The sequence below is a fragment of the Helicobacteraceae bacterium genome, from assembly GCA_031258155.1.
Taxonomy (GTDB): Bacteria; Campylobacterota; Campylobacteria; order Campylobacterales; family SZUA-545; genus JAIRNH01.
Window position 1 is genome coordinate 35355 of the sequence record JAIRNH010000001.1, and the last position, 13415, is coordinate 48769.

Genomic DNA, 13415 nt, shown 5'->3' on the forward strand with positions numbered 1-13415 from the left:
TTAGCTCTCCCTCCAGACAGAAATAATGATATTATTTTATACTACCGCGCGTTAAAAGAAAGGAGAGCGTCTGTATTCTCGTTTTGCCAAGAGCTTCGTAATCGCCGTAGTCGTCTATTTACCGATTATAGCGGCGCTTTTGTTGTCGCTCAAATCATTGGAGCGCTATCGACAAAGCGAGAAACTAATCCCGATCGCAATCAGTTTTTTTGAAGAGCCTCTAGTAAGCGCGATCCCATCTATCGAGCCGCCCGCCGCAAGCGCGAACGCCGCTCCGATCGAGCAAATCGATTCCAAAGGCGCGTCGGAAACAATCGAAAGGCAAAACGAACAAAACGCGAGCGGCGCTTTAAGCGTCGCCGATCTTAACGCCATATTCGCGCCCTCCCCTATCGCTACCGACGGCGCGGCAGCGATCGAATCGCCCGAAAGAAACGAACCGCGAACCGCGATCGCGGCGGAGCTAGGCGATCTATACGGCGTTATGCTCTACGAGCTTACCCCGCAAGAGCGCGAGTTTTTAGAGCAAAACCTTAACCCGATTCAGACCATCACGCAACGCTATTTGTGGCAAAGGGGATACCCCGCCCTAGCCGTCTCGAAAGGTATGCAAGGCGAGGTTATTCTGGGCTTTACGCTTATGCAAAACGGCGATATAACGCCGATTGAGATTATTAAAAGTTCGGGTTGGAGTCTATTAGACGATCACGCCGTCGATACGATCCGCGTCGCCTATAAAGACTATCCGCGCCCAAGCGAACCAGTCCGCGTCAGAATGCGCGTTATCTATCGCCTTTAGCGCGGCGTTTAGTTAGCCGCCGCCCGCCTTTAATTCGCTCTAGCCCGCTTGTTTTTGCTATATTCGTCGCGTCGCGAACGGCTATTTTTTCGGCGGAGCGTTATCTCTGCCGCCGCCAGACGGATTGCCGGTTTTAGACGCCAATTCGGCGAACCGGACCGCCCGCCTTCCGCGTTGCCGCCGTTTTTTACGCCTTCGTCCTCCGTAGGCATACAAACTCCTTACTATAAAATTGCGCTATGTTACCGCGCCGCTTTGCTATGATATATATTCAATGATTTATAATAACTTTTATAACAAAACGTCGCGCGGCTTTCTAAGCAAAGCGGCGGGTTAGTCGCGAATTATTGAAAGCGCTAGTTTCAAATCTTCAAACGTCTCTTTTTTCGCGCTTTGGTTGGAGCGCAAAAATCCTAACGAATGGGTAGGAACGACCGTAGCGCGATCAAACGCGCACCGCCACAGCCGCCCGCGAGCGGCGGCGATCGCGTCGTTTGTGGCGCAAAGCATATTAAACGCCCGTTTGCCAAGCGCGACGACCGCGCTAGGTTTTAGCCGCTCTAGCTCGGCGGCTAAATACTCTTTGCACGCTATAAAAGCCGCGTCCGCGTTTTCGCCGAAGGAGTGGCATTTGATCGCCGCCGTTACGTAAACGTCGTCCAAGCTAAGCTCCATCGCGCGCTCGATCATATTTTTTAGCATTTCGCCCGACTCGCCGCAAAACCGCTCGCCGCTCTCGTCCTCCTTCGCGCTAGGCTCGTCCGTTACGAACATGATCGAGCTTTTCATCGCGCCCGTCCCGATAAACGAACGTTTACGGCGCTTGGATAACTCGCATAAATGGCAATTCGCGATCATCGCTTCTAGTCGCTTTGGATCGCTGGGCAACTCCTCGCTTGAAGCTATTGGATCGTTTTGAAAATAGTCGTCCCCAAGCCGCTGAAGTTGATACAACTCCAACAGGCGTTTAAGTAAAGCCAAACGTCTGCTCATCGCGGTATTTTACACGATAGCGTCTGCGCAAAGCGAGCAAACGCGCTTTCTCCAAAATCGGCGCTAGCTTAACGCCGTCGATTTAAGCGTTTATCGTAAAAATTTCGCGGCTAATCGCGCCGTCTAAACCGAACCCGCCGCCTCGGTTTTCTTGGACGACGCAAGCCTTAGCGCTTTGACGGGCTGTATTCGGCTAAACTTCCGTCGTCGCTTTAAATAAAGAGGTAATTTTGAATATATGTTCGGTTATAGATAAGTCGTCGATCAACGCGCTGGCGCTAGGCGGCTTCGACGGATTGCACCTTGGACACCGAGAGCTTATAAAAAGGCTCGGCGAAAACGGCGCGTTGCTCGCGATCGAGCATGATCGCGTCTGCTTAACGCCCGATTGCGTCAGGGAGCGCTTCTGTCCCGTCCCCGTAATTATCGTGCCGTTGGAGCGGATTATGGAGCTTACGCCCGTTCAATTTATCGCGGAGCTTAAAGAGGAGTTTGTTAATTTAAAACGGCTTGTGGTCGGCTACGATTTTCGTTTCGGCAAAGACCGCGCCGCGGGAAGCAAGGAGCTTCAAACCATATTTGACGGGGAAACAATCGTCGTGTCGGAAGTTTCGCTCGGCGGGACGGCGGTTCACGCGACGCGGATCAGATCGTTATTGCTAGACGGCAACGTATCGGGCGCGGCTCGGCTTTTGGCGCGTCCGCATATTATAGAGGGCAAAGTCGTGCGCGGGCAGGGATTGGGTTCAAAACGGCTCTATCCCACGATTAACCTATCGGTGGAGAAATTTTTAGCGCCGCAAGACGGCGTTTACGCCGCTTGCACGGAGATTGGAGCAAGGAGCTATCAGTCGGTTAGCTTTGTGGGCAGACGGCTTAGCGCCGACGGCGCGTTTTCGATCGAGACGCATATCATAGAAGAGGGCGCGCAAATACCGCCGATCGATCGCGTCGCGATTTGGTTTATCGACAGACTTCGCGGCAATCGCCGTTTTGAAGACCTAGACGCGCTTAAAGAGCAGATCGCCAAAGACGTCGCCACCGCCAAAACCATTTTAACCTACAAGGAAAACGAATGCGCGAATTTATAAAGCGCCTCGCGGCGGCGGACGAATTGCGCGTTATCGACGAGGAGGTTGACGTATATCTTGAAATGGCGCATATCGCATACGCCGAAGTTAAGAAAAAAGACGGCGGGCGGGCGCTACTGTTTACAAAGCCAAAAAGAGGCGGTTATATCTTTCAAACTCCCGTTTTGATGAATATTTACGGATCGCGCAAGCGCGTGGAGATGATTTTTGGCTGCGAAATAGAGCAAATCGCATCGCGGGTTCAAAAACTAGCCGCGCCCGATCATCCCGTTACCATGCGCGGCAAAATCGCCAAAGCGCTGGAGCTGTTCAAGTTGCGCAAATGCTTTCCAAAGCGCTTAAACGGGCGCGGGCAATCTCAGGCGCGAATCCTGCTCGACAAAGAGGCGAAGTTAAGCGCGCTTCCAATCCTGACGACATGGAAAGAGGACGGCGGCGCGTTTATTACTATGGGACAGGTATATACGCGATCGCTCGACGGCAAAGCGCGCAATTTGGGCATGTATCGCCTTCAGGTTTTCGACGATCATACGCTAGGGCTTCATTGGCAGATTCACAAAGACTCCAATATGTTTTTTCGAGAGTATGAAAAAGCCGGCGTTCCTATGCCCGTGTCTATCGCGATCGGCGGCGATCCGCTCTATACGTGGTGCGCCACCGCGCCGCTTCCGCGAGGTATTTTCGAGCTTATGCTTTACGGCTTTATCCGCGATAAACCGGCAAAACTCGTCAAATGCCTTACGAACGATCTGTTTGTCCCCGCCGACGCGGACTTTACCATCGAGGGCTTTATCGACGATCCCAGCCAAAGGCGCATCGAAGGACCGTTTGGCGATCATACGGGTTATTACACGTTGCCCGAAGCCTATCCGTTTATGCGCGTTTGTGCGATAACGAGCAAACGCGATCCGGTTTTCGCGGCGACCGTAGTGGGAAAGCCGCCTATCGAGGATAAGTATATGGGCTATCCTACGGAGCGAATCTTTTTGCCGCTATTTAGAACGAGCTGTCCCGAGCTGATCGACTACAGAATGCCTGAAAACGGCGTTTTTCACAATCTGATTATCGCCAAGCTGCGCGTATGTTACGACGCGCACGCGCTTCAAGCCGCGCACGCCTTTTGGGGCGCGGGGCAGATGAGCTTCGTTAAGCACGCGGTATTTGTAGGCGAGGACGCGCCCGATCTAAACGACTACGCGGCTTTGCTTAAATACTGTTTAGATCGCTTTTCCCCCGATCGTATGCTTATTTCAAGCGGCGTTTTGGACGCTTTGGATCACAGCTCGCCAAAACCGCTTGCGGGCGGCAAACTAGGGCTGGATTTTACGGGCGAAAAAGCGCAAAAGAAGATCGTTACGCTGGGCGATCTTGAATTGCTTGACAAAATCAAATCCGCGCTCCCCGAAGCGATCGCCTTAAAGCAATACGGGATAGACAGCGCAAATCCGATCGCGCTAATTCAAATTCGCAAGAGCCGTCCCGTCAAAACGTTTGCGGCGGCGCTCGAAAAGCTAAAAAGCCATATATCGATCGCGATAATTTTAGACGAGAAAAACAACGACGTAAACAACGCCTATATGTCTCTTTGGCGCGTTTGCAATAATATCGACGTAGCGCGCGATCTTATAGCCGCCGACGATTTTATTTTACTTGACGCGACGACGAAAGACGAGCGCGACGGCTTTTATCGCGAATGGCCAAAAGACGTCGATTGCGACCGCGCCGTTATTGAAAAACTGCGCGAAAAAGGGCTGTGGGAGTTTGACGAAACCTTTATAAAAAAGTGGCAGGCGCTATAAAATAAGCGCCTTTTTGACCTAATTTTTATGTATAGTCGCGTTTGAGCGCTTTGGAGGGCGCAATTTATGAGAGCGCATATTCTGCAACACATTTGGTTTGAGGACGGCGGCGCAATCAACGAGATATTGCTCGAACGCGGCTTTGAGATAGGGGTTACGCAATTTGATAAAGGCGACGCGCTCGCGCCGATCGAGGGGATCGATCTGCTTGTGATAATGGGCGGTTTTATGAGCGCGAACGACGAGGATAAATACGATTGGCTAAAGCCCGAAAAAGCCTTTATAAAACGAGCGATACAAAACGGCGTTAAAACGATTGGAATCTGTCTAGGAGCGCAACTAATTGCCTCGTCGCTTGGCGCTAAGGTGTATAAAAACGCCCAAAAAGAGATCGGATGGCATAAGATAACCGCCGTTAGCGGCTCGTTTTTGCCCGATCAAGCGCTTGTTTTTCATTGGCACGGCGAAACTTTCGATCTGCCAAACGGCGCAAAGCGTATCGCCTCTAGCGCGGCGTGCGCAAATCAGGCTTTTACGATTGGCAAGCATGTAGTCGCGCTTCAATTTCACCTTGAAACCACGCCAAAGAGCGCGAAACTGCTGGTGGAAAACTGCCGCGACGAACTAGTCGAAGCGCCCTATATTCAAAGCGAACGCGAAATCCTAAACGCCCCGACGGAAAACTATAAGGCGATTAGGCTTGCGGCTGAGGCGGCGCTGGACTATCTGCTCGGTTAACGCTTACCTAGCGAAAACGGGCGGTTAAAGCGGTTTTAGACAACCGCGCGTAAAACGCTACTTTTTTGCGATAAGGCTAGTCGCGAGATAAAGCGACGGCGATCAAGAAAAATAGATCAAACGCGACTTTTTTTGATGAGGCTAATTGCGGGCGGCAGCCGCGAAAGAACGCGCCGAGTTTCTTTTTGCAAGAACCCTCGCAACCAAAAAAAAGCGTCGCGTCCGTAGCCGCCGTTTATATGGCGTAGGCGCTTAGATCGCCCTTGCCGATCTTTTTCATCGCCGCGTCGATCTCCTGTTTTTTAGCGCCGAGCCGCCGCGAATAAACGAAGTTAGCGTAATACGCCTGCAAACTTATCGGCAAAAGTAAGTGTAATACTACCGAGCGCAATCGAATTATTAAGTATTTTTACAACAATTCAGCTATATGCGATAGCAAAGAGATAAAAGACGAGTATTTCCTTAAATGCTATTCGGAGGGCAATCAATCAAACGCGGGTATTTTCGCCGTAAAGCAATACGAGTAGAGGCGGCGTTTCGCTAACGGATATTAACGGGCGCTCCCGCCGCAAAAAGACGGCGCGTTTTCATTGCAACCGCGCCAAAAAGCGTTTATAAGCAAGCGGCGCTTGATCGCGATCTTGCTGCTTGCATCTATTTGTTTAACGCTTTTATCTCTTTATAGCGAAAACAATCGACGAGATGATCGTTTATTAACCCTGTCGCTTGCATATGAGAGTAAATAATCACGCTTCCTAGAAAACGAAATCCGCGCTTTTTCATATCTTTGGCTACGCGATCGGAAAGCTCCGATCTAGCGGGAATATCGGCGAGCGTTTTTACGTCGTTAGTTATGACTTTGCCGTCTGTGAATCCCCAAATATAGTTAGAGAAGCTACCGAACTCTTTTTGAACGGCTAAAAATGCGGCGGCGTTTGTAATCGACGCGGCGATTTTAAGACGATTGCGAACGATTTTGGCGTTTGCCATTAGCTCGGCGATCTTGTTTTCGTCGTATAGCGCGACCTTTTGCGGATCGAATCCGTCGTAAGCGGCGCGGTAATTTTCGCGTTTTCGCAAAATCGTCAGCCAACTTAACCCCGCTTGAGCGGATTCTAGGACTAAAAACTCAAACCGCTTGCGATCGTCGAATACGGGAACGCCCCACTCCTCGTCGTGATAGCGGGCGTAAAGCTCGTCTTGTCCATGCCAGCCGCACCGCGTCATTACGCGCCCATCGCCGCAAAAGCGGCTTTACACTCGGCGGGCGTGGCTACCTTGTAGCCCGCGCCAATAATCGTATCTCGCAGTTTCGCGCTGTCCATTCCTTCGGTGGTTAGATAATTGCCAACCACCATCGCGTCCGCGCCCGCTTCGATCGCCTCCATCAGGCGATCGCCAAAGGCTTGCTCCTTGCCGCCAGCGAGCATAATACGCGGTTGAGGTCCCAAGATTTCGCGCGCCTTGCGCACCCACTTTAGCGCCTCGTCGGTATCGATCACGGGTTGTTTGATCGGCAACGCCGGATTGGCGATGTAGAAGTTTATCGGCGAACTCATCGGCTTAAACGACGCGATTGTTTTCAGCAGATCGACGCGATCGTCGTCGCTTTCGCCCATGCCGTAAATGCCGCCTAGCACCAGTCCAAGCCCCGCGCTCGCGGCGGCTTCGTTGGTTTCGTATCTCTCGCGCCAACTATGCGTCGAGCATATATTTGGAAAAAACCTTTCGCTGGTTTCGAGGTTATGGTTGTAGAGATCGACGCCGCTTTGCCTTAGCTGCGTAAAGCGATCTTTCGTCCCCGTCCCGTTACAGGCGATAATTTTCAGATCGAGTTCAAGCGCTTTGACCGCCCGCGCCGCTCTTGAGACGTATTCAAGCGTTTCATCCGTAATAGCGCGTCCCGCCGTAACCAGACAAAAGCCCACCGCGCCCGCTTTTGCCGCCGATTTTGCCTCCTCGCATATACGCTCGATCGGCTTGGATTTGAAACGCTCTATTTTTGTCTGATACCGCGCCGACTGCGCGCAAAAACCGCAATCCTCGTTACAACTGCCGCTTGCTATATTGCTGATCGCGCATAAGAAAACCGAATCCATTTTATTATCCCCGTTATCAATTTTGACGATATTTTATCAAGATTGTTTATAGAGATAATAACTTTTGGCGGCGGCGCGAACGCGCTAATAAGATTCTTCAGGGTTTGGAAACGCGCCCGATCTCACGTCGGCGGCGAATTTGGCGATCGCCTCTCTCGCAAGCGTCGCGCCTTCTAAATAGCGTCTTACGAACTTAGGCTTGAACGCCTCGAAAAAGCCCAACAGATCAGACCAGACTAGCACTTGCCCGTCGCACTCTTTTCCCGCGCCTATACCGATAACGGGGATTTTCACGCTTCTAACAACATGGGCGGCGGCTAACGCTTTTACGCCCTCTAGCACGATTGCAAACGCGCCCGCGTTCTCTAACGCTTCGGCGTCCTCTATTAGCCTTTGAGTCGCCTCCGCGTCTTTGCCCCGCACTTTAAAGCCTCCGCTTTGACGCGCGAATTGCGGAGTTAAGCCGATATGCCCTATTACCGCGATCGCGTTGTCCGTCAGCCGTTTTACGACTTCGGCTTTCTCTACGCCTCCCTCGATCTTAACGGCGCTCGCATTTGTCTCCCTATAGACGCGGATCGCGTTTTCTAAAGCGGTTTTAGCGTTCGGGCAACTTCCAAAAGGCATGTCAAAAACGACGAACGAGTCAGCCGCGCCCCTACAAACAGCCTTTGTATGATAGATCATCTCCTCAAGCGTGATTGGGAGCGTGTCGCTATGTCCGCCAAAGCTCATAGCCAAACTATCGCCTACAAGCAAAATATCCGCTTCGGGCGCGATCAGCCTCGCGAACAACGCGTCATAGGCGGTAACCGCGACGAGTTTTCTAGCGTTCTTCGCCGCCTTTATCGTTTCAACGGTAGTTTTTGTCACCAAACGCCTCCGCTCTTTAAGTTTGGGGATTTAATTATGCTACAATAGAAGTTAAAACCAACTAAAAAGGAATCATATTGTGATTAGAAAAATCAATGTGAAGATACGACTTATCGTCTTGGCGTTGGTAAGTTTAACGACAATAATCGCCGTAGGAACGTTTGGAGGTCTTGGCGTTAAAACGATGGACGAGCAAGCCGAAAATATGTATAAGATGGCGGCTCTGCCCGCGACGGAGCTTGGCGCGATGAACGGCGCTTTGGGTAAAATAGTAGCGGATATGTTGCTTGCTTTTCAGCACGATCCGAGAAGCAGATTTTCGGTCGCGCATGCCGATCACCCCTTGTCGGTTCATCTTGATAGCGCCGAAGGTTGGCGCAAAAAGTTTGACAAAGGTTGGGAAGCGTATAAAAAAACAGAGCGTAACGACGAGGAAAAAAAGCTCTCTGAAACGATAGAGACGCACTACAACGCGTTTGTTAACGACGTATATACGCCTATCGTTAATCAACTAAAACGCGGCGACTTCGACGAGCAAGGCAACATTAAACTTATAGCGGGATTCAAAGCTCACGCGGAAAACGTCGAACACGCTGTGGCAAAACTGATCGCTATGCAAGAGGATATCGCCGAGGAGATGAACAAAGAGACGACTGTTACATACTCGGAAACAAGCGTTAAAATAATCGTAAGTATCTGTATCGGCTTAGCGTTGATGAGCGTCGTCGCATTCATAATCGCAGTCTCTATCACAGAACCGCTTAGCAGAATTCAAGCGATGACGGCGGAAATAGAGCGAACGGGAGATTTCACGAAGCGTATAAACATTAGAGCGCATGACGAAGTGGGTAAGACGGGCGATACTATCAACAATCTATTAAACTCGTTGCAAATGGCGTTTGTTTCGCTATTAAAGAACACGGAGCAGTTAGACAAAGCCAGCGCGGAACTCGCCGAGTTAAGCGCTAGAGTGGCGAAAGCGTCCGAAAAAACGAGCGATTCCAGCTCCGATATGGCGGCAAGCGTGGAAGAGATGACGGCAAGCATTACTCAAGTAGGCGAAAACTCCAAAGAAACAAGCAAAGCGGCGGAAGGCGTGATGGAGCTTTCGCAAAGCGGCGCGACAATCGTCAATAAAACGGTCGTCGAAATGCAAAATATGTCCAAAGCGGTGCAAAGCTCGTCCGAGACAATAGCGGAGCTTGGCAAACAAAGCGAGCAGATTTCAGGAATCGTTCAGACGATCAAAGACGTAGCCGATCAAACCAATCTACTCGCGTTGAACGCGGCGATCGAAGCGGCTAGAGCCGGCGAACAGGGACGCGGCTTTGCCGTCGTCGCGGACGAGATTAGAAAACTCGCCGAACGCACCACCGGCGCTACGACGGAGATCGCAGCTATGATCAGCGCTATTCAGGAAAGCTCGCATACGGCGGTTTCCTCGATGACGCACGCGGCGTCGATGGTAAGCGAAGGCGTTTCACTGGCGGAACAGGCGGGCGAGGCGATCAACAAGATCGCTCAAGGCGCTTCGCAAGCGCAAGCGCGAGTGGCGGATATTACGGCGGCTTTAGGAGAGCAATCTAGCGCTAGCCATCAGATAGCCGAACAGGTGGAAAAAGTCGCGCAGGCTACCGACGAGAACTCCGAAGCGGCAAAAAGCTCTTCGGCGGCGGCGGATAACATCGCTAAACTCGCCGTTACTATGCGCGAAACGATGTCGAAGTTTAAGGTGTAAGCCAAAAAGCTACTCGCGAAACAACGCGGCGCGCAACCGCCGCGTTTGCGGGCGTTGGCGTTGTTTGCGCAAGAGATTGATCTTTGTTTTGCGATCGGCGGCGAGAATTTTTAAATAAAACGGCGGCGGATCGCTTTGTTGGAACTTTCGCGCGGTAGCGGCGCGGCTAAGTTTTTGTAAAATACCGCACTTTACGCGAGGTTTGCGTTATGAAAAAATTGACGGGCTATCTGACTCCAAAACTGCCCGATTGCGCCTTTACGATCGATTTAGCTAACGCGATGTTTGACGCGGGAATGGACGCGCTAGAACTTGGCGTTCCTTTCAGCGATCCGGTAGCCGACGGCGCGACAATCGAAAAAGCCTCTCATCAAGCGCTAAAAAACGGTTTTGTCTTTAGCGATCTAGCGGCTATTAGCGCCGCGTTAAAGGGGCGCGATCTGATATGGATGGGTTACGCAAACCCGTTTTTTCGGCGAGGAATGGAAAAGACGGCGCGGGAGGCTAAAGCGCTTGGCGTTAGCGCGCTTATTATCCCCGATCTGCCCTACGAGGAGGCGCGAACATACCGCGCGATTTTTGAAACAAACAAAATCGATCTTATCGAATTTGTAGCGCCGACCACGCCCAAAGAGCGGGTCGCGGTAATTTTACAAAACGCGAAAAAATTTATCTATCTCGTAGCTTATACGGGCGTAACGGGCGCGGCACAAAACGAGGATTTGCAAGAGACTCTAGCGGCTATCAAAGCCGTCTCTCAAACGCCGGTTTTCGTAGGTTTTGGCGTTAATCGCGACACGGCGAAAGCGCGCGTCAAAGGCGCGAACGGCGTGATTGCCGGTAGCTGTTTTATTAAAATCTTGCTTGATGAAACGCTATCAAAAAGCGAAAAGATCAAGCGCGCGCGCGATGAAACTACGGCGATCAAAGAGGCGATCAATTAGCCCGCCGCATATCTCTCTCTTTTGCATTCTCGTCGTTGAAAAGTTATGGAAACAACGCGCTAAAAGACGCTAAGGCAAATAGTCGATTTGTTAGATTAAGAGAGCGCTTTTAACGACGCTTCTAAAACTATGCGAGGCGGCGTAGAAAAGTTCTTTTTAAACAAGCGTAAAGATCTCGTTTTACGACAAGCGAAACAAAAGGCTACGGACAATCTATAGGTTTAAAAATAGATCGCTTGCGAGAAACAGGCAAAGATAAAAAATAGTTTAGCGTAAAAACGACAACCCGCAGACTGCCTAGGTTTGTGGGCTTTTAATTTTTCTTTTTAGTTTCTATGTAGTGAATATGTAGCGGGCTGTGCCGCCCCTAGAACTACAAAATCCCTCTCTTTTTACCAATTATACTTTTTGAGAAAATATACTATTCTTAATAAAAAAGAGTAGCAATATTAAGAGGCGTTTCAATACAGAAAAGAATTTAACAGCAAAAGAGCAAGTCGGTATGGAAATAAAGGAAACTGAAGCCAAAGTCGCTGACCTGTAATTAAACACCTTTGAAAAGTAGGGTGAAATCAATAAAAAAGCCGCCGCTCTCATCTTCGACCGCAAATGTGCCCTCAAGCGCTCCGCCGAAGTAGAGGGAAATCATGCTTTGTTCATGGGAAGTGGTTTAGAATGCAATGCTTTGCGTATTGTTAATGGTATTTAATGTTATGGTGTTATCCACTGCAATACATAATAAAGATCTTGCACGAGTGGTTGCGACATAGAGCTGTTTCTTAAACTTTTTCTTATTTTTAGAAAGACTATCGGTTAGACAGCAGGAAACATCTTTTTTTGTTTTATATGTTGTTTCCAATACCAATTGAAGATTTTTTCTGTAAACGCAAAGTATCGTTTTCATAAGATATTTCGTGTTTTTTGATTATAAAACCTAGGATTTGATAAAATGCTTTGTTCATATTCAGTTTAGGATTAGCTCGTAAAGTATGCACTAATTCTATCAAAGCGTCTGATTTCTCTGATTTGCGCGTCTTTTTATAATTTTCAATATAACTTCCAATATGATTTTGCGGATTATCACTTTGACCAACAAACCCAACAATTTTTACAATGGGATTATCTTCTCGTTCAAAATGGGTGTCTACCAAACCTAAAAAGTGTAAGATAATTTGTGATTTTGTTGTTTCTGAATAAGTTATAATCTGGAGTGGTGATTTCGGATTAGACGACAAAGCCGTCATGCTTATCGTTGAAAGTTTGAATTGATTTATTAAACCAAGGTGTTGCGCTGGGAATCTTTTGCTGTCGCCTATATTTATTGATGATCGTCTATTTGCATCATTTCCAAAGGTATTTTGGCCGTTCGCGTTATGAAAGTCATAAATCGCTTGATATGAATCACTGAAACGCTGATAAATGCAAGATATATCATTGAAAAGGCGCTCTATCAGGACATCCTGTGTGTTATTATCTTGAGCCTCGTCAATGAACACTAATGGAAAACGCCCCCGCACATTTCGGACATAATCGGGATACATTTCAATAGCGTGATTTGCGCAAGCATACATGTCGTCATAAAAGAAATATCCGTTTCCCAACGAAGTTTTCTTTTTATTGTACAAGTCTTGATATGTTGCGGTCGTATTGCCAAGTTTGTTTGGCATTCTAAATGTGAGTGGAATAAGCGAAGTTAGTGTTAAATCGAACGCTTTATATTGGTTTGAAAGCCAAGTTTTTGTGCCGGGCATTAAAGAGTATTCTATTTTTTCTTTCGCCAGTTCTGTATCTACAATTCGCATTTTATATCCAAGATGACGAAGCGCTGGATACGCTAGATATTTATCAACAAATTCTTGGATTGCTCCTATAAAATGAGGGTATTTTAGCAACTCCTTGCCTAATCCACTCTCTGCAATTTTCTTTTTTATTTCGTCTTTTGCAACATTTGTATGCGATAAGACACAGATACCACAAGCGGACTTTCTCGCACTTTCGGCGTATATGGATGCCCGTTTTCGCGGGTATGACAAGCAACGCGATCATTAAAGAGCGCGACAAAACTGCCAAATGGCAAGGCAACCGCCGACAGCGCTTCAATGCGCGTTATACCGCGCCACCTTAGCTCTTTACGGCAAAGGCGCTTATTTATGTAAATACGATCGTAAAACTCCCCCTCCCTCCCCCGGCCTACCGCGCAAAGGGCAAAACGACGCGACGCTTACTCGTCCAAATACGGCTTTAATACTTTTTCAACCAAAAAACGCCCGCCTGCATTGATGGATAAGTGATTGTCATCGCGATAAAGAGGTAATCCATCGTCGCTAAGAATTAAGCATCT

General features: G+C 49.1%; 11 protein-coding genes. 6 read left to right on the top strand and 5 right to left on the bottom strand.

Translation table 11 applies throughout. The features are described from left to right. The first annotated feature begins 142 nt into the window (after positions 1-142). Positions 143-799 (top strand): TonB family protein, encoded by a 657-nt coding sequence (locus tag LBF86_00150; GenBank protein ID MDR0663927.1) that lies wholly within the window; start codon positions 143-145, stop codon positions 797-799. Between the two features lie 333 nt (positions 800-1132). Here LBF86_00150 and LBF86_00155 read toward each other — a convergent pair whose 3' ends face one another. Beyond that, positions 1133-1792, bottom strand: coding sequence for a uracil-DNA glycosylase (locus LBF86_00155; GenBank protein ID MDR0663928.1), 660 nt, complete (start codon positions 1790-1792; stop codon positions 1133-1135). A gap of 230 nt (positions 1793-2022) precedes the next feature. Between LBF86_00155 and LBF86_00160 the strand changes: the two genes are divergently transcribed. The 3 genes from LBF86_00160 (at position 2023) to LBF86_00170 (ending at position 5420) form a co-directional block, all read left to right on the top strand. Next, positions 2023-2883 (top strand): bifunctional riboflavin kinase/FAD synthetase, encoded by an 861-nt coding sequence (locus LBF86_00160; protein MDR0663929.1) that lies wholly within the window; start codon positions 2023-2025, stop codon positions 2881-2883. Continuing rightward, positions 2868-4682 (top strand): menaquinone biosynthesis decarboxylase, encoded by a 1815-nt coding sequence (locus LBF86_00165; protein MDR0663930.1) that lies wholly within the window; start codon positions 2868-2870, stop codon positions 4680-4682. The genes LBF86_00160 and LBF86_00165 overlap by 16 nt, the downstream gene beginning before the upstream one ends. Before the next feature lie 66 nt (positions 4683-4748). Then, positions 4749-5420, top strand: coding sequence for a hypothetical protein (locus LBF86_00170; GenBank protein MDR0663931.1), 672 nt, complete (start codon positions 4749-4751; stop codon positions 5418-5420). 654 nt (positions 5421-6074) lie between these two features. Here the strand turns inward: LBF86_00170 and LBF86_00175 are convergent. From LBF86_00175 to panB, 3 genes are all read right to left on the bottom strand, one after another. Continuing rightward, positions 6075-6647 carry a DNA-3-methyladenine glycosylase I gene (locus tag LBF86_00175; GenBank protein ID MDR0663932.1) on the bottom strand — a complete coding sequence of 191 codons (573 nt, stop codon included), beginning with the start codon at positions 6645-6647 and terminating at the stop codon, positions 6075-6077. Further along, positions 6647-7519, bottom strand: a complete 873-nt coding sequence (locus tag LBF86_00180; GenBank protein MDR0663933.1) for a biotin synthase — start codon at positions 7517-7519, stop codon at positions 6647-6649. The genes LBF86_00175 and LBF86_00180 overlap by 1 nt, the downstream gene beginning before the upstream one ends. 84 nt (positions 7520-7603) lie before the next feature. Further along, complete coding sequence (gene panB / locus LBF86_00185) at positions 7604-8392, bottom strand: 3-methyl-2-oxobutanoate hydroxymethyltransferase (GenBank protein MDR0663934.1); 789 nt, start codon at positions 8390-8392, stop codon at positions 7604-7606. Between the two features lie 79 nt (positions 8393-8471). Between panB and LBF86_00190 the strand changes: the two genes are divergently transcribed. After that, a complete protein-coding gene (locus LBF86_00190) occupies positions 8472-10130 on the top strand; it encodes a methyl-accepting chemotaxis protein (GenBank protein MDR0663935.1) in 1659 nt (552 codons plus the stop codon). Positions 10131-10339: 209 nt separating this feature from the next. Next, positions 10340-11074 carry a tryptophan synthase subunit alpha gene (trpA, locus tag LBF86_00195; GenBank protein MDR0663936.1) on the top strand — a complete coding sequence of 245 codons (735 nt, stop codon included), beginning with the start codon at positions 10340-10342 and terminating at the stop codon, positions 11072-11074. An 842-nt stretch (positions 11075-11916) separates the two neighbouring features. Here trpA and LBF86_00200 read toward each other — a convergent pair. Continuing rightward, positions 11917-12966 carry a UvrD-helicase domain-containing protein gene (locus tag LBF86_00200; protein ID MDR0663937.1) on the bottom strand — a complete coding sequence of 350 codons (1050 nt, stop codon included), beginning with the start codon at positions 12964-12966 and terminating at the stop codon, positions 11917-11919. Positions 12967-13415 lie beyond the last annotated feature (449 nt).

What these genes read in the sequence shown, in the direction of transcription:
- LBF86_00155 (MDR0663928.1), bottom strand. Translation starts at nt 1,792, where the DNA reads ATGAGCAGACGTTTGGCTTTACTTAAACGCCTGTTGGAGTTGTATCAA.
- LBF86_00165 (MDR0663930.1), top strand. Translation starts at nt 2,868, where the DNA reads ATGCGCGAATTTATAAAGCGCCTCGCGGCGGCGGACGAATTGCGCGTT.
- LBF86_00170 (MDR0663931.1), top strand. Translation starts at nt 4,749, where the DNA reads ATGAGAGCGCATATTCTGCAACACATTTGGTTTGAGGACGGCGGCGCA.
- LBF86_00175 (MDR0663932.1), bottom strand. Translation starts at nt 6,647, where the DNA reads ATGACGCGGTGCGGCTGGCATGGACAAGACGAGCTTTACGCCCGCTAT.
- LBF86_00180 (MDR0663933.1), bottom strand. Translation starts at nt 7,519, where the DNA reads ATGGATTCGGTTTTCTTATGCGCGATCAGCAATATAGCAAGCGGCAGT.
- trpA (MDR0663936.1), top strand. Translation starts at nt 10,340, where the DNA reads ATGAAAAAATTGACGGGCTATCTGACTCCAAAACTGCCCGATTGCGCC.